General features: G+C 67.9%; 18 protein-coding genes. 5 read left to right on the top strand and 13 right to left on the bottom strand.

The features are described 5' to 3' along the window. Positions 1 to 146 precede the first annotated feature (146 nt). From AB0G13_RS14050 to AB0G13_RS14030, 5 genes are all read right to left on the bottom strand, one after another. Entirely contained in the window at positions 147 to 1,238 is a 1,092-nt protein-coding gene (locus AB0G13_RS14050) for an NADH:flavin oxidoreductase/NADH oxidase (protein ID WP_357873564.1), read from the bottom strand. 116 nt (positions 1,239 to 1,354) lie between these two features. Continuing rightward, entirely contained in the window at positions 1,355 to 1,684 is a 330-nt protein-coding gene (locus AB0G13_RS14045) for a putative quinol monooxygenase (protein ID WP_357873561.1), read from the bottom strand. Further along, a complete protein-coding gene (locus tag AB0G13_RS14040; protein ID WP_357873558.1) occupies positions 1,681 to 2,424 on the bottom strand; it encodes an SDR family oxidoreductase in 744 nt (247 codons plus the stop codon). The genes AB0G13_RS14045 and AB0G13_RS14040 overlap by 4 nt, the downstream gene beginning before the upstream one ends. A gap of 162 nt (positions 2,425 to 2,586) precedes the next feature. Beyond that, positions 2,587 to 2,988: a RidA family protein gene (locus tag AB0G13_RS14035; protein ID WP_357873555.1), complete on the bottom strand. Its 402-nt coding sequence runs from the start codon at positions 2,986 to 2,988 to the stop codon at positions 2,587 to 2,589. A 78-nt stretch (positions 2,989 to 3,066) separates the two neighbouring features. Then, complete coding sequence (locus AB0G13_RS14030) at positions 3,067 to 3,732, bottom strand: NAD(P)H-binding protein (protein WP_357873552.1); 666 nt, start codon at positions 3,730 to 3,732, stop codon at positions 3,067 to 3,069. Between the two features lie 156 nt (positions 3,733 to 3,888). On the opposite strand from AB0G13_RS14030, the gene AB0G13_RS14025 reads away from it, so the two are divergent. From AB0G13_RS14025 to AB0G13_RS14010, 4 genes are all read left to right on the top strand, one after another. Then, the gene (locus AB0G13_RS14025; RefSeq protein WP_357873549.1) at positions 3,889 to 4,803 is read left to right on the top strand and encodes a helix-turn-helix transcriptional regulator; all 915 of its coding nucleotides are present in this window, start codon (positions 3,889 to 3,891) and stop codon (positions 4,801 to 4,803) included. An 85-nt stretch (positions 4,804 to 4,888) separates the two neighbouring features. Further along, entirely contained in the window at positions 4,889 to 5,059 is a 171-nt protein-coding gene (locus AB0G13_RS14020) for a hypothetical protein (protein WP_357873546.1), read from the top strand. A gap of 7 nt (positions 5,060 to 5,066) precedes the next feature. Next, positions 5,067 to 5,210 (top strand): hypothetical protein, encoded by a 144-nt coding sequence (locus AB0G13_RS14015; RefSeq protein WP_357873543.1) that lies wholly within the window; start codon positions 5,067 to 5,069, stop codon positions 5,208 to 5,210. After that, positions 5,207 to 5,629, top strand: coding sequence for a hypothetical protein (locus tag AB0G13_RS14010; RefSeq protein ID WP_357873540.1), 423 nt, complete (start codon positions 5,207 to 5,209; stop codon positions 5,627 to 5,629). Before AB0G13_RS14015 ends, AB0G13_RS14010 begins: the two co-directional genes overlap by 4 nt. Before the next feature lie 2,526 nt (positions 5,630 to 8,155). Here AB0G13_RS14010 and AB0G13_RS14005 read toward each other — a convergent pair. The 3 genes from AB0G13_RS14005 to AB0G13_RS13995 form a co-directional block, all read right to left on the bottom strand. Next, complete coding sequence (locus AB0G13_RS14005; RefSeq protein WP_357873537.1) at positions 8,156 to 8,905, bottom strand: ABC transporter ATP-binding protein; 750 nt, start codon at positions 8,903 to 8,905, stop codon at positions 8,156 to 8,158. A 1,037-nt stretch (positions 8,906 to 9,942) separates the two neighbouring features. Continuing rightward, positions 9,943 to 10,434 (bottom strand): DUF4913 domain-containing protein, encoded by a 492-nt coding sequence (locus AB0G13_RS14000; RefSeq protein WP_357873534.1) that lies wholly within the window; start codon positions 10,432 to 10,434, stop codon positions 9,943 to 9,945. Then, on the bottom strand, positions 10,431 to 10,628 hold the full coding sequence (locus tag AB0G13_RS13995; protein WP_357873532.1) for a hypothetical protein: 198 nt from the start codon (positions 10,626 to 10,628) through the stop codon (positions 10,431 to 10,433). The genes AB0G13_RS14000 and AB0G13_RS13995 overlap by 4 nt, the downstream gene beginning before the upstream one ends. A gap of 299 nt (positions 10,629 to 10,927) precedes the next feature. Between AB0G13_RS13995 and AB0G13_RS13990 the strand changes: the two genes are divergently transcribed. After that, positions 10,928 to 11,164: a cold shock domain-containing protein gene (locus tag AB0G13_RS13990; RefSeq protein ID WP_357873529.1), complete on the top strand. Its 237-nt coding sequence runs from the start codon at positions 10,928 to 10,930 to the stop codon at positions 11,162 to 11,164. 463 nt (positions 11,165 to 11,627) lie between these two features. Here AB0G13_RS13990 and AB0G13_RS13985 read toward each other — a convergent pair whose 3' ends face one another. The 5 genes from AB0G13_RS13985 to AB0G13_RS13965 form a co-directional block, all read right to left on the bottom strand. Then, a complete protein-coding gene (locus AB0G13_RS13985; RefSeq protein ID WP_357873526.1) occupies positions 11,628 to 12,890 on the bottom strand; it encodes a hypothetical protein in 1,263 nt (420 codons plus the stop codon). Further along, positions 12,806 to 15,841 carry a helicase-related protein gene (locus AB0G13_RS13980; protein ID WP_357873523.1) on the bottom strand — a complete coding sequence of 1,012 codons (3,036 nt, stop codon included), beginning with the start codon at positions 15,839 to 15,841 and terminating at the stop codon, positions 12,806 to 12,808. Before AB0G13_RS13980 ends, AB0G13_RS13985 begins: the two co-directional genes overlap by 85 nt. Next, on the bottom strand, positions 15,768 to 20,069 hold the full coding sequence (locus tag AB0G13_RS13975) for a hypothetical protein (RefSeq protein ID WP_357873520.1): 4,302 nt from the start codon (positions 20,067 to 20,069) through the stop codon (positions 15,768 to 15,770). Before AB0G13_RS13975 ends, AB0G13_RS13980 begins: the two co-directional genes overlap by 74 nt. Positions 20,070 to 20,620: 551 nt before the next feature. After that, positions 20,621 to 21,019, bottom strand: a complete 399-nt coding sequence (locus AB0G13_RS13970) for a hypothetical protein (RefSeq protein ID WP_357873517.1) — start codon at positions 21,017 to 21,019, stop codon at positions 20,621 to 20,623. Next, positions 21,019 to 21,195, bottom strand: coding sequence for a hypothetical protein (locus AB0G13_RS13965; RefSeq protein ID WP_165942569.1), 177 nt, complete (start codon positions 21,193 to 21,195; stop codon positions 21,019 to 21,021). The genes AB0G13_RS13970 and AB0G13_RS13965 overlap by 1 nt, the downstream gene beginning before the upstream one ends. Positions 21,196 to 21,527 lie beyond the last annotated feature (332 nt).

Here is a 21,527-nt window from a genome sequence, read left to right as displayed (position 1 = left end):
TCGTGTTGACCGCGCCTCTGCTCCGCAACGCCGATTCGCCCTGGTCACGGTAGACAAGCGACCACGCACTCGATGCAACAGAGCTGAGGTGGCCACCGCGTTCGCGGTGGCCACCTCGGTTGTTGGCCGGCTCGTGTCGTGTGTTGTCAGATGGCGTAGTGGTACTGCTCGAGGTAGCGGGGTGCGGCTCCGAGGGCTGCGGCGGCGTTGTTGGCCCATGAGGCGTCGCGCAGCAGCGGGCGACCCAGGAAGACGGCGTCGGCGTGACCCTCGTCGATCAGTTGCGCTGCCCGGGCGGGATCGCTGATGCGTCCGACCGCGGCGACCATGACGCCTGCCTGCGTTCGTACCTGGTGTGCGTTCCGGGTCTGGTAGTCCCGGTCAGTGGGGATGCTGGTGGGGACGAGGCCTCCGCTGGAAGCGTCGATCAGGTCGACGCCGTGCTTGCTGGCGAGGCGTGCGAGTTCGATGCTGTCCTCGACCGTCCAGGCGGTGCGGCCGTCGGCGGGGTTCTCGGTGATCCAGTCGGTGGTGGAGATCCGCAGGAGCAGCGGCAGGTGGGCGGGCCAGACGGCGCGCACTGCGTCGATGATTTCGAGGACGATGCGGGAGCGGCCGGTCAGATCGCCTCCGTGGGCGTCGGTGCGGTGGTTGGACAACGGAGAGAGGAAGGAGTGGAGCAGGTAGCCGTGTGCCGCGTGGATCTCGGCGACCTTGAAGCCGGCGGCGAGTGACCGTGCTGCGGCGGCGGCGAACGCGTCGACGATGTCGGCGATCTCGGCGACGGTCAGTTCGTGCGGCACCGGCAGGCCCGGGTACGCGACCTGGCTGGGGCCGACAGGCTGCCAGCCGTGCTGGTCGGGGCCGACGGGGTTGTCGCCGAGCCAGGGCTTGTTGACCGATGCTTTGCGCCCGGCGTGCGCCAGCTGGATCGCCGGTACGGCGCCGGCAGCGCTGATGGCGGTGGCGATGCGCTCAAAGGCGTGCTGCTGTTCGGTGGTCCACAAGCCGAGGTCCCACGGCGAGATGCGGCCTTCGGGACGTACGCCGGTGGCCTCGACCATGACCATGCCCACGCCGCCGGCCGCCCGGGAAGCGTAGTGGGAGAGATGGAAGTCGGTCGGCGCGCCGACAAGGTTTCCATCCGGCGCTGCACTGTAGGTGCACATGGGTGACATCCACACGCGGTTGGGGATCTGCAGTTCACGCAGCTGGATAGGGTCGAACGGGGAGGTCATGCTCTCTGCCTGGTCTCTTTCTGAATCGTCTGGAGTCGCTGCGGACTCCGGGGATGACCGACGGCTCGGCAGGGCAGCCGGAAGGGCCACCGCGTCGGCGCGTTTGGGTGGGTGTCTTACGGCGTGAGCGTTCGGGCGGTGACGATCCGGACCTTGCCTGCGAGCAGCGGCGAGGTGACCTGGCTGTAGGCGGCGAGGTGCTCGGAGGCGAGGTGCGCATCGAAGTGCGCTTGGCTCTGCCAGTGCTCGACGAACACCAGGTGGTTCGGATCGTCGAGGTCGTGCAGGATCTCGTAGGAGATGTTGCCTGGCTCGGCTCGGGTCGGCGCGATCAGGAGCTTGGCCTGCGCGAGCAACTGCTCTAAGGCGCCGTCTCGGGCGTGGGCCTCGGCGATCACGCGGATGCCCGGCGCGCTGTTCGGCTGCTGTGTCATCGCGGTCGTCACCAGTTCTGGCGGGTCGGGGAGATGATCAGGTCGTTGACCGTGACGTTCTCCGGCTGGTCGAGTGCGTAGACCACGGCGGCGGCGACGTCGGCCGGGTCGATGGCGATCTTGTTCAGTTCCTGCGCAGCCTTGCGCCCCTGCGGGTCGGTGACCTTGTCGGCCCAGCCGGTGTTGATGACGCCGGGGCTGATGGTGTTGACGCGGATGCCGTGATGGACGCCAAGGTCCTTGCGCATGGACTCGGTCATCGCCCTGACGAAGAACTTCGTCGAGCTGTACACCCCGGCCGCAGCGTCGACCTGGTGCCCGGCGACCGAGTCCATGTTGAGGATCTGCCCGTGCCCTTGTTCGAGCATGGTGGGCAGGACCGCTGCCACGCCGTACAGGTAGCCCTTGATGTTGGTGTCGATCATCTTCTCCCAGTCCTCGACCGCGAGGTCGGACCAGTAGGAGAAGAGCATCAGACCGGCGTTGTTGATCAGGATGTCCACCGATCCGTAGGTCTGCGTGGTGAATGCGGCCAGTGCCCGCATCTGGTCAAGGTCGGTGACGTCGACGACCCGGCTAACAGCCTGTCCGCCTTCCTCACTTATCTGGGCGACCAGCGCGTCAAGGTCGCTACGGTCGCGAGCGGCGAGGACGACGTTCACCCCCTGCCGGGCCAGAGCCTTGGCGGTTGCGGCTCCGATTCCGGCGGAAGCGCCGGTGACGATCGCGGTCTTACCGCCTAGATAGCTCATGAGGTTCCTTTCTTGGATCACGGAGCTCGAAGCACGGATCCGGGATGTCTCGGGTGGGTGCGCGCACCGCGCACGGCGCCGAAGTGCTCGGGTCCGTCGGGAGCGCCGATCCGCCCGGTCACGCCACTCGGTGACCGAACGGACCGGCGATCAGGTGTGGCGTCACGCCGGCAGCCGGGTGTCGACGATGACGTTGATCTCGACGAGCTGGCCGGGGAAGAACAACGCGGCGGCACCGACGGTCGTGGACGTAGGCCGGTGGTCACCGAAGTAGGCCAGGTGAGACGCGGCGATCGCGGCGGCGTTCTCGTGCAGGTCGACGACGAACACCGTGTCGAGCGCCACCTGGTTACGGGTCACGCCGTGGTACCGCAGGACCGCGTCAAGGTTGGACCAGACCTGCTGCAGCTGGGCGCCGAGATCATCGGGGTACAGGAAGGTGCCCTCGGCGTCGTGGGAGAGTTGACCGGAGACGTAGATCGTGTCGCCGACCTTGATGCTCTGGGCGAACCCGAACTCCTTCTCTCCGGAGACGTCATGGCTGTAGGTGTCGATCTGGCTCATGTGTCGCGCCTTTCTGGTTGATCATGCCGGTACGTTGCGCACCGCGGCTTTCGGAGGATTTCCGGCTGGTCGGTACGGTCAGCGGGGACCTGTAGAGGCAGCGACCTGTGCTGCGGCCTGCGCGACAGGCGTGATGCCGTTCGTGAGCTCGACGATGACGCGGTTCAGGGCCGGCTCTCGGAGCGCGGCGTCAATGAAGGCCGCGACGTTGTCGCGGTCGACGTCCCCGTACTCAACGGCAAGACCGGCGGTGACCAGACCATTGCCGGTCCCGTCACGCAGCAAACCGGGCCGGACGATGATCCACTCGAGATCGGTGCGGGTCAGATAGACGTCGGCGGTCTTCTTTACCCGCATGTAGTGCTCGAACCCCTCGCCTAGGCCGGTGGCCCGCTCGGACTCGGGAAACGCCGAAACCAGGACGAACCGGCGCACCCCGGCAAGCGCGGCCGCATCCGCAGCCTTCTCCAGACCGACGCCGTCGGTGAGCGTGGTCTGCTCGGTTCCGGTCCCGTGCGCGCCGGCGGAGAAGACGACAGCGTCATGGCCCTGCATCTTGGCCGCCAGCCCTTCGACGCTGTCGGCGATGAGATCACCGGCCACCGGAGTGGCACCCGCCGCAGCGATACGCTCGGCCTGGTCGGGGCGGCGGTGCATGCCGGTGGCCTCGTCGCCGCGCCGGGCGAGAAGCGCCAAGAGCCGTCGCCCGACACCACCCGCGGCACCGATCTGAAAAACCCTCATGCTCAGTCCCTGTCCTTGCAAGTCGCTGATCGTTCTCGCCCAAGGCAACACCGGCAGACCGGCCTTGTGCCCGCCGAAGGACGCACCGTTCAGCCTGGGTCCGGCAGTACCACCTTCGCAGAAGTCGCCGCTGGTCAGCAGGGAGATACTGGCGTCATGGCAGGGATCAACGCAGAGCTGCGAGACTTCCTCCGCGCGGCGCGGGGACGGCTGCGGCCATCCGACGTGGGCCTCACACCAGGACGCGGTACAGCGGCACGACGCGTGACCGGATTGCGCCGGGAAGAGGTCGCACAGCTCGCCGGCATGAGCGTCGACTACTACGCGCGGCTCGAACAGGGCCGCACACGACAGGTCGGCTCAGCCGTCATCCGTGCCCTGGCCGACGCTCTGCAGCTGAGCGCCACCGAACGCGACTACCTCTTCACACTCGTCAACACGCAGGCCGACTCGTCACGAACCACCGCGGCCGGCCCGGGACCTCGCCGACCCCAACGTGCGCGCCCCGGCGCCCGGCGCCTCCTCGAAGTCCTCGACAACGCCCCCGCCTTCATCCTCGGCCGCGGAACCGCGATCCTGGCCATGAACGACCTCGCCCGAGCACTCATGTTCGACGCCGACCAACGCCCTGTCCGCGAACGCAACCTCGCCCTGTGGACCTTCCTCGACCCCGAGGCCCGGGAGCGCTACGTCGACTGGGACACCGTCGCACCCGACACCGCCGCGATGCTGCGCGTCCACGCAGCCGAGGACCCCACCGATCCCGAAATCTCCGCCATCGTCGGCGAACTTTCGGTCAAGAGCGACGAGTTCCGACGCGTCTGGGCCGCGCATCACGTCTTCGAGTGCACACACGGACGCAAACGCTTCAACCACCCGGTCGTCGGCCGCCTCGACCTCGACTACGAAGCACTCGACATCCCCGACTCCCCCGGCCAAGCCCTCCACATCTACACCGCACCACGCGGCTCTCGATCAGAGGAAGGCCTCCAACACCTCACTAGATGGGCCGCACCCACCCTCACCCCCGACGACCTGCCACTCGCCTGGGAAAAACGCCCCGAACACTGAGGCCTTTTCATTCTGCGCAGCGGTTGGTCTCGACGTGGTGCAGGACGAGGACGGGACCTGCACGAATGCGGCTTGGGCACGCAGCTTGACCAGGATTTCCAGGTCTTGGGCGTGGCGATCGCTCGTTCCCGCCAAGGCCCGCGGCCTGGACCCGGCGGTCCGGCCGGACTGGAACGTCGTGGCAGGGCTGCGGGACCTGACCAACGCGCTGGTCGAGCAGGCCGGGCAGGCGCAGGCCGACGCCGGCGAGGACTGAGCCGCCGATGACCGACACCGGCTCGCGTGATGCCGAGATCCGGGACCTGGTGGCCAGCACAGCGATGCTCGTCCGGGTGTCCGGGCGTGAGCCATGGCGCGAGCTGCCGGTCGTCGGGTGCGACGATCGCGGCGGAAGCTCCTGCGGTTGACCGGAGGCCGGTGGCCGCGCCGGTCCGGCTGGCCGGTCGTGCCCCGGCTGGCCACGCCGTGGCAGGACACCGTCTCGAACGAGCGGATCGGCTGGCGGATGCGCGCGGCGAACCTACGCGCCCACGACCCCGATGACGCTTCCGTACGGGACGAGTTCGTGTTCGAGGTCGACTACCAGATATGTCATCGGTGCCGAATCGGCTGGGTCGAACAGCCGCACACCCTGCCGGCCTACCGCCGCCGCGGCCTGGCCGCCGCCGGTCTCGCGGCGCTGCGCAGGGAAAACCCCGGCTACGCCTGGCACACGCTCGGCGGGCACATCGACGGCTCGCCGGCGTTCTGGGACACCATCGGCGCCGACGTCCCGGGCGGCTACCGGCCCCGCCGGGTGTGCGAGCACGTCACCGCCGGTGGCTGAACGCCCAGGACGTCAGAACGGCGCGCCCGGCTCCATACGTCCGAGCAGGGCAGCCTTGGCCAGCGCTGGAGTTGTTTTTTCGCTGGAAACTACGGCGAGGCCAACGGCGGTCAGGGCGGCGATCGCGAGCCAATCGAGGGGAGCCTGCCGGCACCTGATCAAGAACCGGATGGACAATCACCGGAGCCCGCTGGGGACTGCCCCTACGCCGAGGCCGGGGCACCTCGAGCAGGAGAAACAACGATTCCACGCCCAGCGCTACCTCGACGGGCATTATTCCAGCCTATACATCCCTTCAAGAGCCGCAGAAACCGGAATTCAGAGGTGTCACTTACTCACGTACTCGAAGAGCCTCGCGCCCTGCCGCAAAGGCCGATGCCACAACGCCCAGAACCCCGACAACTGTAAGGACGACCAAAACGTCCCTCAGATCGGTCCACGGTAGCGGTGCCGTCGGCGTCACCAGCAGTATGCACATTCCTGCCCCGGCAGCGAAGGCTATGCCAGCCGTCGCTCCGTATGGCCCCAGAAACAACCATGCTTCCAAGCCCATCGCTTGTCGAGGGGTCATGCCAAGATTTAGAAGCTGCCGGTGGTGCCTGGCCCTCATCATCTGACCGTCAATGAGGGAAAACACGCAGGCCATGGCGAGGCCAATGCCGGCCGTAACCAATCCAAAGATGACCCACGGGACAAGCGGTGATTCGTGACTGGTCGTTGCGAGCAGGCTATGAACTCGAGGTGCGGGCAAAAGTGACATTGCGGCAGTGCGAACACGCGGCTCGAAAGAGCGCAGCCCGTCGTGACTGAAGACGAGGACCTTTCCGGTGTTGCCGAGACTGCCTGGCGGTGATAGGCGAACGTCAGTTACGGGCCCATGCGCAGCCGTCGCCAAACGGTGCGCGACACTCGTTGACAACGACGATGGCAACAAGAGTTCTGACTGAGGGTCGCATTCGGAGCTCGTGAAGAACGGCGCAATCTGTGGGCAAGTGGCCGCTATCGTAATGAGACCTCCGTGCCCGTGAGCTTCGGAATGGGGCCCCGTGTGCGGCTCGCCTTCAACAAACGGAGCTATGAAACTATTCGGCAATCCTCCCGCCAGGCGACTAACGTCTTCCGAAGAGGCGCCAAGCCATTCGACCACAACAACAGGTTCGTCATCCCGGACGGGAGGATCTTCGGCACCTCGGTTAACTGCGATGTAACCGACGCCAAGCAGCCACAGTACGACTAACGTCGATCCTGCGGCAAACGGTCGCGCTATCCTGGCTGGATTCCACGTCATCGCCCGTCCGGCAATTAAGCGAATCATCGAAGCACTTCGCCCGAGCAATGCACCGATAGCCTTCACGGCGTTTGGCAGGAGGAATGGAACCCCCACGACAGCGAACACTATTCCTAGGAGATAGAGGTCCGCTGTGTAATAACTCGTGATGAACCGTCCCGCACTGAAGGCTGCAACACTAACGCAGATTGGCACGAGCCGGACCCATCCGGGGAAATTGCGGCCCGCCCCCGGGCGAGGCCTCTGATTCGTCGCCCTAGGCAACGCGGAGACCCCGAGCGACAAAGGAGCGCCTACAAGGATAGCCCCCGGGACTATCATCGCGAGCAACCACCCCAAGCTGAGATCACCCGGAACCACTTGGTAATCGATGCCCGGAATGACGCCAACTCTGGGGCTAATGACCGTCCACAACGTTGCGGCCAACGCAACGCCTGGGGCAGAGAGCACCATCGTCTCCAGGAGCGCGATCAGGACGAGAGTTCGCCTGGGTGCTCCAATCCGGTGCAGCACATCGAACCGATAGGCTCTTGTGGCGCTTCGCGCCCCAACTCCGACCACGAATATAACAATGGCCGGAGCGATAACGACGGCCAGCAGTCCAAGGACTACGTACCGTGTCGGTCGATCTGGTGGCTCGCCAACCTGAAACCCAAAGGCTGGCCGAGCCCCGAATTTCATAACCCGTAGGACAGGACCATGACCAACCAGCCTGGCGTCTTTTACTCGGCATGCCGACTGGTCAGGATCAATTGACCGAGATGATGGCATACGAGCGTAGGCCAACAGTTCACCGCCACTTCGGACGCCAGACGATCCGAGCATGGTTCGACGAGCGTAACGCCGAGACAACTCAGGATTGGCTGTAATCAACTGTTCTAGTTCCGGAGACACGACGAACCACCCGGAAGGCGGCATCGCTTCAATCCCCGGCGGAAGAACCGGGGCCACTCCAGGGTTGGCGGGCTCCATCCACCAAACCATAATGCGATGGTCGTTCCAGGAGTCAGGCCTAGGAGCCATTAGGAGATCGGTGGGAGCGTTTACCGACGATAGATGCGCCCACCGGGACGCGTCGCGCGCATCCTCCTTGAGCACCAGCACCAGGATGCTCGTCCCTGCCAGGAGGGCCAACATAAACGCGAATGCCGAGAAGAAGACGGAGATCTGGCGCCAGCGGTTTTCACGGTTGCGATCAAGTGCTAGTCCGGCGGCAATCCGCAGCAGGTACATGTACATCACCCCTGCGAGGGATCGACTGATGTAAGCCGCCTCTTCGATAGTAGTAATGTGCGATCGGCTACCCGGGCCACGATGGGGTCGTGGGTTGCAACTAGTACGGCGACACCCTGCTCCCGGGCTGCATTGCTCAGCAACTTCGTAATGGCGACGGTATTCGCCTCGTCCACCATTCCTGTTGGCTCATCGGCTAGGAGGAGGATCGGATTATGTACAAGCGCCCGGGCAAGTCCGACGCGCTGCGTCTGGCCCCCGGACAAGGTGTCGGGGTGCGCCGCCGCGAGCTCTGCGAGCCCAAGCTGGTCAAGCCTTTGACGTGCGAGTTGTTCCGCCTCGACAGCATTGACCTTTTGGAGCCTCAGCGGAAGAGCGACGTTCTCGAGCACCGATAGCTCAGGCAATAGCTCGCCGAACTGGAACGCGATGCCAATCCTTGAGAGGCGAAGGGCCGCTCTCTGCTCAGTGCCCAAGGCGCCTATCTCTGTGCCGTCAATGAGGACGGATCCTTGGGTTGGTACCGAGATTCCGGAGATGCAGTTCAAGAGCGACGTTTTACCGGATCCTGAGGGTCCGATCACCGCTACGAATTCGCCACATTCGACGTCGAAATCGACGCCAGCAAGAAGTCGGCGGCCCGGGACGTCGAGGAAGAGGTCCTGAACACGTAGCGGTGGCGCCTGTGCCGGGTCCGGCTCGGCCCGCTTTGCCCAGTCAGATTGCTCAGCGATCCCAAGCACCCCCTCGTCCAATCGTAACGCTCCTGAGCCTAATGCCAGCTATTGTCGCTGCACTTGTCCGGCCAGTTGTTGATGTCCTCGCAGGTTCGGTGGACCACGACACCCGCTGCGACATCCGTCCAGTAGCAAACACCGTTGTTGCCATCTGTATCATCGACCCGATGCGACGCACTTGACGCCGAAGTCGCGGCAGAATATACCGGCGTGCTGTCGGACTCTGCGTCGCACGCGGTCAGGTTGGTGTTGTTGTCGTCAACGTATCCGTAGTCTGAGCCCTCATACGCGGTTCCAGCCCAAGACGGGGTCGCCATGACTACGAACAGGAGACCGGCCGCTGGTCCTGCAACTCGCTTCCATCCGCTCATCATCGCGATACTCCAATCAAGTGGGGGAATCGGACGCGAGGCTGATCACGGCCCGATGAGGGCTAGTCCAGGAGCGCTGCCATCCCATTGTCTGCCATCGTCCGGGCGGCCGTCCGATAATGCCAATACCGACCCGAGGGAATATATCACCGCCAATCCATGAATAGTGGTCAAAAGGGGTGGAGCGGGTGCCCGATGCTGCGGCTGGTAGGCGCTGCGCATCGAGTAGAGGGTGCCGGCAACAAGCGGCCGGCCAAATGTAAACGGGGATGATCTAGCTGATCCCTATTCGGACGGCACGGGCCTGCACCGCACTGTCGAAGGCACGACGGTCGAAGTCGGTGTCCGTCGATACCCGAGAGGCGACCAGCTCGTCGATGAGGGTGAAGACATCGGCGGCTGCCGTGCGGGCGTGCACGGCCGACTCCGCCAATCCCCGAAGGCTGCGGGTGGACAGCTTTGGATCAAACGTTGAGCTCGTATGCTCATGATTTGTACCGATCCTCAACTCTGCTACCAGCTGTAGGGGGTGATCGGGTGCCGCATCCTCCCGACGAGTTCCGTCCTGGAACCGAGCAAGGCCTTCGGCGACGCGGGTAGGAAGGTATGTCCGTGCGCCACCGTAGTCAACGCAGAGGAACCGACGCCAGCAGGCGCGCCGGCCGCCTGGCTGATGCCGGGGAATCAGAGGCTGTTGGCGTCTGGAAGCTGGGCGAGTACCTCCGGCGGCACCGGTTCGACGGGTAGTGGTCGCGGCTCAGTGTGTTTGTCGGGGGTGCACCTGTTGAATGGCCCGTACTCGGCAGCTAGGGCGGCGAGGTGCGGGTCTAGGTGGTCACGCCACCAGATGCTCATGCCGGTCTGGGAGTCGCTGACACGCAGCGTTTCCCATGCGCGCCACAGCGCGTACAGGCGGGAGATCGCCTCCGGGTGCGCCCACCAGCGCGGACACCAGTTCAAGCCGGAGGTCGGCCCGGCGGCGAGGCGCCGCTCGACGACATGGGCAAGGTAGGTCGCCACGAACTCCTCGACGTTGCGGTAGACCGGCTCGGTCCCGGGAGGGGCGGCGGGCGGTGACGCTGCGGCAGCTTCGCCCTGGTCGCCGGCGAGCTGGCCGAGGAGGGCGCCGAGGTCGGCGATCGGGTCGCTGGCCGGTCCGGGCTGGGGCAGGGTCATGAAGTCGGCTCCGGTGGGGCGTCGGGGGTGAGGGTCCAGTCGGTGCGGCCGTGGGGGTCCCAGCGGGCGATCGAGGCGCGGATCGCCGCCGCGTAGGGGCCGTTCTGCCAGGGGGCGGTGCGGGCGAGCGCGGGCGGGGCGCCGGAGGCGTAGACGACCATTCGGCCGCGGGGCAGGGCGTGCAGGTCGGACACGTCGAGGATCCGCTGGCGGCGGGTGGCGTGCGAGACGGACCGCTGGCCCCACCCGGACCCGCTGCTGCTGGTCGATCTACGTGTTCCATGGAAGCCGAGGCAGCCTGAACAACACCTGCATCTACAGCACCATCATCACATTCGCCTTCCGGCACAACGTCAACGGCGGCGGCAATGGCACACTCACCGCCCAATGGAACTGGCGCATCACCTGGGTTTGACCCAACGGTCTGCAACCCGGTAGGCCGGGCACGGCAAGCCCCGTGCCCGGCCCTCGCCGAATCGGTACCGTGGAGCGCATGAGCGACCAGGGCCTGCAGGACACCGGCGTGGTCAAAACCTGGCACCGCGAAGAGGGATGGGGAACTATCGCTCTAGATCACGTCGACCTGACCGCCTGGGCCCACTACAGCACGATCGCCGCTGGACCGACCGAATATCGGAGCCTGACACCGGGTCAGCGGGTGCGATGCCACTACGAGATTCCAGGCCAGGACGGTTACCCCGCCCGAGCAGTCGAGGTCACATCCCTGTAGCTGTAGCTGCGGTAGCGAAGGGGTCAGGTCTTGCCTGACCCCCGCCGCGCCCTGGCCTCTCAGTAGTAATCAGCGAAAATCAACGACAACGCTGGTCAGAGCCGGTACCGCAGGGCGGCGGCGTCGCTCGTGCCGCCAACCGGTTGATCAGCGTTGTCGTTGATTCCGGGCTGAAAACTACGACTGGGCCTGTGGCGGGGACGAAGACCGGCAGCGACGCAGCCGGGCAGGCACCTGCGGTGAAAGCTGCGGAGGCCGGCCTTGACTCGCCCAGCCGGTAGGCCCGTGGCGCGGTGACCACGACGTGGCCCCTCACCTCTCGGTGAAGGGCCGCAGCCGTGTGATCGACCGGTACGGACATGGCCGGGGCGCAGGCCGGTGGCAAGCCGACCCGGACCGCAGCGCCGGTCACGGCGCGAGGACCGGAAGCGGCGCGGCAGCACCTGCTCTGGGCTGGAGTGCGCTAGCGGGCGTTGTCGTGTTCCGGTCGGGTGGGGTGGGCGCCGCGAACGGTAGCTGGTGCAGCGGTGGCTGCTGCTGATGGCGGTGACGCCGGGCTCGGGCTGACGGGGCGGAACGCCTGGGCGGCGATGGCCGCGTTGTCGGCGGCAGCCGATCGGGGTGCAGGCGTGGGTTGCGGGTCGGCGGGGGCAGTGGGCTGTTGGCGCGCGATGTGCTCCTGGATGGCGGTGCGGTATTGGTCCCAGGGTTCGAGGTGGCCGTAGAGCGGTTCGGCTTGGTCGATGATGGCGAACGTGGTGGTGGGGTCGCCGGCTTGGAGGGCCTGCATCGCGTGTTGGGACAGTGCGGTGGAGGCGGCGCGGTCGCGGGCGGCGAGTTCGTCGTCGGTGAGGGGCTTACCCTCGCGGACCTGTGGGTGCTGGCGGATGTAGTCGGCGATCCAGTTCCACTCTTCGCGGGTCGCGCCTCCGGGGGCATGGACCTCTGCCACGTAGCGGGCGGGCGAGTTGAGGACTCCGTTGGTGTTGGCGGCGGTGTACCGGGGCGCGTAGTCGGTGATGACTTTGACGAGCTGCGCGTGGCGGGCGGGAGTCATCCAGTCTGGTCGTGTGTCCTCAGCGGCGCGACCGGCCGGGACAGGTGGCTGTGGGGTGGCTTCGGTGACGTCGCTGCTCGGGTCCACCGTGCTGGAGTCCGGTGGCGCGCTGTCTGGCGCGGGATGGTCACGGTCGAAGTCGTTCAGGTTCTGTATCGCCTGGTCGACCTTGGCTTGCAGAGGTTGGCGTTCGGTGACGCGCCGGGCGATCATCTGCTGCCGTACTTCGGCGGTGGGGTACTTCTCGGGGTCGAGGTCACCGTCGTTGAGCTCGGGGATGGTGTCGCGTTCGGCGATGGTGGCGACCACGTCGTCGAGGAGATTGGCGCGTTGGCGGGCGTGGTCGATGCGGTCGGTGAAGTCCGCGGCTTCCTGCTGTTGCGTGAGCAGGGTGATCTCGGTTTCCAGTTCGGGTAGCCGCTGCCGGTCGAGCGATTGGTGGTCTGGGGCTTTCTCCAGCGCGGTGGCGAGTCGCAGCAGCATCGTGCCGCCGATCTTGTCGCCGGTGAGGTCATCGACGGTGTAGGTGGCTTCGCTGTGGCGTAGGTCGGGGAAGCCGACCTGGACCTGGAGCTGCCCGTCGGTCATTTCCGGTCGGGCAGCGATCGGTAGTCCGCCGAAGCGGCCGAGCGTTCGCCAGGCGCCGGTGCCGGGTGTCTGGTGCTGCATGAGGGTGGCGGTGACCGCGCGGCGCAGGACGGGGCTGGCGTCCTTGCGCTGACGTACGTGGTGTCTCCGAGCTTGATGGTGAAGTCGTCACCACGTACGGGCGTGATCAGCGGCATGACCTTCTCGCGCCGCTCGATCGCGGTGCGGGTGGCGGTGGCTTCGGCTCGTTTCTGGGCGAGCAGCTCGGTTTGCCGGAGCCGGTCGGCGGCCTGGTTGCGGCGGTCGGCTTCCAGGCCGGCGAGGTGCAGGCGTGCCTTCATGAGTTGCCCCATGTACGGGTTGCCGCCGATCTCGGCCTGCATGGTGGCGTAGTCCCAGTCGGTGTCGCCGATCTCCTGGACGCTGTCGCCGGTGTCGTCGCCGACTTCGGGGCGTTGGATGTCGCGCAGCCCCTCAGCCTTGGAGGCGAGCAGTCCGGCTTGCCAGGAGTCCATGCTGCCCCGCAGGGCGAAGATGCCGATCTCCACTTCGGTGTTCTGGTTGCCGTAGCGGACGATCCGGCCGTTGCGCTGCTCGATGCCCGCCGGTGTCCAGTCGAGGTCGATGTGCGCCAGGGCCAGCGCCCGGTTCTGGATGTTGGCGCCGGTGCCCATGGTGTCGGTGCTGGCCAGGATGATGGCGACTTCACCTTCCCGGCACTTGCGGAACAGTTCGGCCAACTGCTCGGGGTTGTGGTTGTGGTCCTGAACGAAGGCGATCTTGTCGGCGGGGACATCACGCGCCACGCACAGGTCACGCAGCTCGCCGTACGCGTTGAAGTTGCCCTTGTTGCTGCCGCCGGGGGTGCCCTGGTTCAGGAAGCCGATCAGTAGTGCGCCGGGGATCGGGTGGGGGGTGGGGTCGCTGGTGGAGACCGCGTAGACGCGGTCCTTGTTGGCGTGGTACAGGTCGGAGAACCAGTCGGCGACCGCGGCGAGTTTCCCGCCGGGCGGGGCGGCCGGGTCCAGGAGGCGCGCGTCGCAGGCGATGGCGCGGCCCGCGTTGGCCACGGCCAGCATGTTGTCCTCGTCGCGGGACACCGCGCCGGCGTGGATGGCCGCGCCCCGGGCGACGAGCTTCTTCAGCCGGGCCTGCTGGTCGGCGTTGGGGTCGATGAGGCGGAGCTGGGGGCCGCCGGCTGACACGGTGGGGCGTTTGATGCCGACGTCGTCGGCGGTCTTGGTGTCGGTGGTCAGCCCCCACATGGTCTTCATCGCGCTCTTGCTGATGAAGCGTGAGAACCGCTCGACGACCTTCAGCCCGGACCCGTCCGGTGCCATCTCGACGCGTTGAACCTTCTGGCCGAAGGTGTCTGCCCACAGGTCCGGACCGGCGACCCCGTACGCCCGCAGCACCCAGGGCGAGATGAGCGCGAGCATCGTGTACTGCTCGGCGATCGAGTTGGTGAGGGGGGTGCCGGTGCCGCCGGTGACGGTCGGGCGGCCGCCTTCCTGGTCCGCGCGTTGGTGCATCCAGGTGAGCTTCTGGTGCAGGTCAACCGCGCGGATCTTCGCGGTGTCGCCGCCGGCTTCCTTCGACCGGAACCCCACCCCCTTGAACCGGTGGAGTTCGTCGATGGCGGCGTAGTCGAAGCCGAGGTCCTGCCAGTACAGCTCGCCGGGGGTACGCATCGGGGCGGCGTTGCGCTGAAGCCGGGCTTCCAGGGTGGCCAGCCGCTGTTCGAGCTTCATCACGGCGAGACCGTTCTCGGGGACGCCGCGTTCGCGCAGGATCTGCTCGCGCAGGTTGTCGACCTCCTGGAACTCGTACCACTCCTGGAACTCGGGGCTCATCTTCACCGACGTGAACGCGCCCTCGGTGAAGATCGTGAGGTCTGGGGTGTTGGAGCGCAGCCATTCCAGCGTGCGACGCCGCTCGTCTCCCGAGAGCAGGTCGCTGGTGATCAGGCGGATGTCGGCGTTGGGGTACAGGAACTGGGCTTCGTCGAGCCACTGCCTGGCGAGGTGGCGCTGCACCACCGCGAAGGGCTTGTGGATCTGCCCGGACGCCTTGAGCGCCTGGGTGCCCATGATCATGGTGGTGGTCTTGCCGAGACCGACCTCGTGGGCGAGGATCACGCCCCGCTCGAACTGCATCCGGGCAGCACCGGCCAGCTGATGGGCGTGCGGCGTGCGTTGGTCGGTGAAGCCGGCGAGGGTGGGGGCCAGGCCGTCGTAGTTGCGTACGACGTGCCCGTTCATCACGCGGTTGTAGGCGTCGGTGAGGGCCTTGACCCGGGCGCTGTCGGCGGTGAGGTACTCCTCGAACGCCGAGCGCATCGCGTCGGCTTTCTGCCGGGCCGCGCGGCTGGCGTCTTCGTCCACCTCGTGGACGACCTTGTCGCCCACGGCCACGGCGTTCTCCACGACCAGGGAACCGCGGCCGAGGATCGCGCGGGCGATGTGCACGGCCGAGCGGCGTTCGGTGCCCTTGAGCGCGTTGATGGCGTCGGGCACCTTGCCCGCGTACAGCGACCAGCCGTACCGCTCGTTGTGGTCGACCCGCAGCGTGGGATCGCCCAGGTACTGACGTAGGAAGCCCTGCACGAGCGGGGCGGGAATCCAGTGCGCGCCGAGCTGGGGGGTGAACTGGCCGATGCGCTTCTCGCGGGGCTGCACCGTTTCCAGCGCGGCCACGTTCACCGCGTAGGCGGGATCGCTGGCGGCGGCGGTGCGGGCCTCATCCAGCTTGAGGCGGACCGCGCCGGACAGGTAGATGCCGGCGTGCTCCAGGCGGCCGGTGACGGGATTGTCGAAGACCTCGGTGCCCAGACGACGGCGAGCTTCGTCGGGGGTGGTGCCGAGCAGTTCGGCGATCCGGGCCAGGTCGACCTGGCCGGTGGCGCCCATGATGGCGGTCAGGGCCGTCTTCGGGTCGTCGGTGTGTTCCAGCCGGCCGCTACGGGCGCCCGGCCGCCGGGTGAGGACTTCGGACAGGACCGGCACGTCGTGTTTGCGGTCCCAGGACTCCAACGCGAGCACCGTGGCGGCGTCGGGGTCCTCCCGGAACCAGCCCCACGCTGTCAGGGTGCGTTCGTCCTCGCGGACCTCCCGGCTCTCGGCTCTGGCGCGCTCGCGTACCTCGGCTGGGGACCGCTTCGACGGGGTCGTTGCCGTTGATGTGTTGCCAGATCCGGCCGTCTTCGTCGAGGTAGAGGCGACCGGTGTAGTCGTTGGCGTGCTTGTCCCGGGCCGTCTGCAGGTTCAGCGGCTGGCGGTCGGGGCCGTCAGGGTGGGGCTGGTAGCCGCGCCCGTCGGCCGTGGCCTGCTCGGCTGCCTGCCGCAACGCGGTCCGCAGGTCGTCGACGGCTCGCGCGGGGTTGCCCTTGACGGTCACCGCAGGCCCGTACGGGCCGGACGCGGCGGTCAGCTCGCCCAGGACGTGCTCCGGGTGGGCGATGAAGTAGGCGTTGATGGTGTGGGTGCTGCCGTTGAGCTCACGGCTGGGCGCGTCGAGCCACGCCAGGTCGGCAGGATCCTGCCCCTCGGCGCGGCGTCGCAGGACCAGGACGTCGACGACGACGCTGGTGCCCGTGTCGGTGAAGACTCCGGCAGGCAGCCGGTAGGCGGCGACCAGGTCGCCGTAGCGGGCCATCTGGCGGCGCGCGGCGGTGTCCTCGGCGTCGAGCGTCCAGCGGGAGGTGACGGCCATGACCAGGCCACCCGGCCGGACCAGGGCCAGTTCCTTGATGAGGAACCCGTTGTGCAGGCTGTGGCCCGTCGCGCCGTACCGGCGTTCGGTGAAGGGCACCTGCGCGAACGGCACGTTCCCGATCGCCACGTCGAAGGCCCCGGCCGGGGCGTCGGTGTCGGCGAAGGACTCGACGAGCACGTTCGCGTCGGGGTAGATGAACTGGGCGATCCGGGCCGTGACCGGGTCCAGCTCGACGCCGGTCAACCGCACCGTGCCGGCCGGGGCCGTGCCGAAGAAGGTGCCCGACCCGCAGCCGGCCTCCAGGACCTCACCGCCGTCGAAGCCGAAGGCGCGCAGGCCATCCCACATGGCCTGGGCGAGGGCCTGCGGGGTGTAGTGGGCCGACAGGACCGCGCGGCTAGCGGCGGCCCACGCGAACGGGTCCAGCAGTTCCCGCAGCTCGTTGCGGACGGGTGAGTAGTCCTCCCACCGTTTCAGGTCCTGGGCGTACCGGCCCTCGCGCTGTCCGCCCTGACCATAGACAGGGTTCTTCTCGTCCGGCTGTTCGAGGAACACCACGGGCACCGATCCCCACCCCGACCAACGGGCCAAGGCCCGCTTGTCGTCGCGGGTGGCACTCGTGCGTGTCCGCTCCAACCGGTTCAGGACCTTGATGGCCTCCAGGTTCGCCACAGCGCGGGCCAGCGGACCACGAGGGACGTCATCCGGATCCGGCCGGAACGGCCCTACATCCTGTTCAGGTCCCGGCTGATCTCGTCCAGCTCGCTGCGGACCGCGCTCGGCGGCATCGACGGGTCCTGGTCGTCCTCCGGCGGCGGCAGCAACTGCGCCATCACCTGCTGCTGCGCGGTAGCCCGGATCTGGTTCAGCTGACCCACCCGCGCCTGGTAGTCCGTCTCCGGCTCCAGCGCTTCCTCCAACGCCTCCTGCGCGTCGATCACCGCCTGCTGGATCTGGCTGCCCATCCGGGCGAAGAACGCCTCCGGGTCCTGCAACCCCGCCAGCTCCCGGGGCCGAAACCTGCTCCAGTGCTCCCGTGCCATCTCGCTGTACTGGCTGACTGTCATCTCCGCCTTCCTCGATGCCGTTGTCGACGCTCCCGGCCAGCGCCGCGAGTTGGGCCGCCACCTGGCTCTGATCCACCGCCCGCAGATCCGTGGCGATCCCATCGGCGGACAGCCGGTCACGTAGCCCGATGACGTTGTGCAGGGCGGCGCCCATCGCAGGGATACGACGTTTGGCGGCCTCCCGGTCCTTGCGGGGAAGCTCGGTGTTGGCCGACCGCGTCCGCAGGTCCGCGGTCACCCGTTCCCCGACCCGTGCCAGCTCGCTGAGCAGACCCTGTTCGACCGAGTAGTGGTACGTCTGCATTGTCTCACCGGTCAGCGGGTTCCGGTCCGCCTGCCGGGTCGGCACCAGCCACATGATCTCCATGAGGCGCCGCCATTGCGGGTTGCTGTCTGCGCGGGGCTCCAGCCATTGCAGCAGTTCACCCCGGACGGCGACCGGCAGCGCGACATCACGCGGGACACCCCAGGTCCGCTGAGGGTAGGTGGCGGGGTCCGTGTCGTAGTGGCGGACCAAAGCAGCGACGGCCGCGGCCCGAGACGGAAACTCGCCAAGCCGAGTGGTGTAGTTGACCTTGGCCTGGAAGCGGGATTCGTTCCCAGGCACCGGATCGACCTGGCCGTACGCGTGCGGCATGCCGTCGATCCTCACCGCCCGTCCGCTGCGGCTGCCCTGAAGCTGGACGCGGGCGAGTTCATCGGGATACCGCTCTGCTTCCCGGCGGTCCATCTCCGTGTCGACGACCGCCAGCCGTGCCTTGCGGGCCTGGTTGACGTCGCTGCGCTGGAACAGAGCCTCCGGCTCCCGGAAGCCGGAGAGTTCCGCGCTCTCCGCAGCCAGGTCCTCAAGGGTCATGCCAGCGACGTCCGGCCGCTGCTCGTAGTGCCGGATCCGGCGCAGTGCCAGTTCCGTACGCAGATCCTCAACGCGCTGTTCGAGCACGTCGTGTAGCTCGTGGCTGGACTGCATGCGGACCCACAGGCCGCGTGTCTGTCCGTACACCGTGCTGAGGGCTTCGTCGTCCAGGCTCTGGGCAGTCGGACCCGCCAACAGCACGGTCGCCTCTCGGCGCTGCTGCTCACCCTGAACGGCGTCGCGTCGGGCACGTACGGTCCGCGCGCCGTCTCCAGCCGTGAACGCGTTACGGACGAACGACTCGATGTGCCACCGCTGCTCCGCGGCTAGCTCGTCGTCAGTCATGCCGGCGGCCTCTGGTGCGTTCTCTACGCGCCGGAGGACCCGGTCCTGCCGCACCTTCTGCAAGGCATCGGCCCGGGCCGCCGCCGCGTCGTCGCGCCGGATGCCGTACCCGACCCGAGCCTCCGCTTCACGGATGGCCGCAGCCAGGTCTTCGTCACTCAACGAGTGCGGGTCGAGCGCCGGACGGTCCTGCGGCTGCCGCTCGATGGTGGCTGGGCCAGGACTGGACGCTTCGCTCTCGGGCTGGCCTGCGCCAGGGGGGCGGACCAAGACAGCTCTGCCTTGCCGGGCGAACTCGCTCAGCAGTCGGGCGAGGCTGTCGTCCATGGTGCGTGCGGTCCACTTCCTGCCGCTGACACGCGCCTTTCTCTTGCCAGACCACAGGAACCGGGCGGCGTCCTTGGTGGCGCGGTCATCGAGAGGATCGTCCCTGACGGTGCCATGCACCACGATGACGTGACCCGACTTCGCGGTCGGGTCACACACGATCTCGATCGACACCCGGTCACGCTGATCCTGTGGCAGGTTGGCGGCTTGGTGCTGGCGGGCCGCGAGTTCGGCGAAGCTACGGGTGCCGTAGATGGCAGCACCAGTGATGCGAACGCCATCAACCTCGCCGGCCGTGATGCCGCCGCCGGTCGACTTCCCGATCGCCACCACCGTGTTGTCGGGCCCGTAGACCGTCGTGACGACGTCGTCTCCACGCGTGTAGTGGTAGCCGTCGACGCCCTCCACCGGGATCGCACCGGCCAGCGGCTCCGGGACCTCTTCCGGCTCATCCGGTGACGGGTCGGGCAGGACCAGGGCGTCGTCATCCGGCGGTGAGCTGCCGGCGTCGGGCTCGTCCTGCGGGTCCGGATCGCTCTCAGCGTCGATCCGAGTGGGAGTCGGTTCCGTGTCGTGCACAGCCTCCCGGCTGGGGGCCTCGACGCCCACGGCCGGAAAGTCAAGATGTAGCTGCTCAGGTGCCTGCTGGACGGGCTGCTCGGCGTCGACGGCCGCCTCGTGCTGGGCAACGGGGGGATCTGGTGCGGGGTCCGCCGCTGGCACAGGCAGGAGTTCGTCGACGCTCTCCACCGGAGGACCAGTCGTGGCGGCGGCGCCGCTGAGCATCACCGGTGCCGGCGCGTCGACGGCGGTGTCCGGGGTCGTGGTCGCAGGCGCCGGTGGCGTGGGCATGACCGGCACACCCAGCCGTTCAGCGGCGTACGAGGCCCACCGGTCGACGAGGTCGGCGGCCTGCCCGTCGAGCATGGCGCGGATGGAGTCGGCGGCCACCGCCCGCCCCTTCGGAGTGACGAACCCTCGGGCGGCCCGGGCGACCCGGCTGGTGACCGCAGCCTCCACCAGGGGGTGGGACTCCACGACGGCGCTGGCGCCGGGGTAGGCGTACCCGAGCGGCCCTGGCCTGCTCGGGTGGCGGGCCACGGCAGGGGCGAGCAGTTGGTAGGCCCGTTCGGCCTGCCGGTCGTGCTCGTTTTCGAGGACGACGGTGACGCCGGCCGCCGTGTCGGCGTGCGCGGTGAGCGCGGCGACCTGCGATCCGGTCAGCGTGGGCCCGGCGGGCGCCACCACCAGCGGCGCGTCCTCACCCAGCTCGTCGGCGCGTTCGGCAAGGGCGATGGCCTCCAACGCGCTGCGGGCCACGACGGCCCGGCCGGTCCGTTCGGGCTGCTCTGCCAGGCCGATGAGGCAGTCCGCCGGCCGGTAGACCGCCGTGGTGGGGCTGTGCAGCACCGGCGCCGCGTCGGTCGCCGCGCCGGGCGGGGCGTAGCCGACCCACCCGACGACCGGTGCCCCGGCAGCACGGTGGTCGCGCACCCCGACCATCACCCGGGGAACCGGTCGACCAACTGGCCACCGCGGCTGGTCGCGGCCAGGCCACTGGCCACGATCTCGGCGTCAAAGAACCCGCGCCGCCGCAGTTCGTTGACGACCGCTGCCGGCCGGTCCGGGGCGTATCCCACCGTCCAGCGCCCGTCAGTCGGCACGCCCTGTGCCGTCAGCCACCGCGATGGCCCTGGCGCGTCGTCGACCTGCTGGCGGTAGACCTCGGCGGCGACGGCCTGAGCAGCGAGCAACCGCTGCCGGACAGCCTGGTCCACGGGCGGCGCCGGGGCGGGGCCGTCTACCTGCGCCGCCAGGGACTCCGCCCGACTCGCCAGGTCATCGACCCGGTCGACCGAGGCGACGATCCGCTCGACCGTCGTGTCACGAGGCGCAGCCATCACCGGTCCTGGCCCGCGCCACCACCATCTGGCAGCAGCCCCGCCGCACGCAGCGCCTCGAACACCCGCTGGTGATCGCCCAGCACCCGCACGATCGCGTCAATCTGGTCCTGCAACCCGGTCAACGCCGCGTCGACGTCACGCTCTGGCGTGGCCTGGCTGTGCGGCTCGCTCACGATTCCCCCGCATGATCGTTTGAGCACATCAAGGTAGCCGGCCGGCGCATACGCCGCACCCCCGTTGCCGCGCCACCGGTGAACGCACCGGGCCAGCGTTCGCGCGTCGGTGCGGGTTAATTCCCGCCGGTAGACCGGCGGTAGAAAGACGCCTCCGGCGGGGGGCCTCTCTCGGAGATGCCCGGGGGCGACCGTCGGCGCCAGGTGGGTGAGTGGTCACCCAGGGGTGGGATCCCCTCGCGCCGGCCGCCCAGAGGGCTACCAGACCGGCTCCGGGACGACCAGGCCAAGCCGCTTCGCGGTCGGCTACGCCGAGCCTGGCCGTCCCGGAG

It is taken from the genome of Micromonospora sp. NPDC023633 (assembly GCF_040640035.1).
In the GTDB taxonomy this organism is placed as follows: Bacteria; Actinomycetota; Actinomycetes; order Mycobacteriales; family Micromonosporaceae; genus Micromonospora.
The sequence above is the reverse complement of the archived record's forward strand: the minus strand, read 5'-3'. Positions and strand labels throughout refer to the sequence as shown.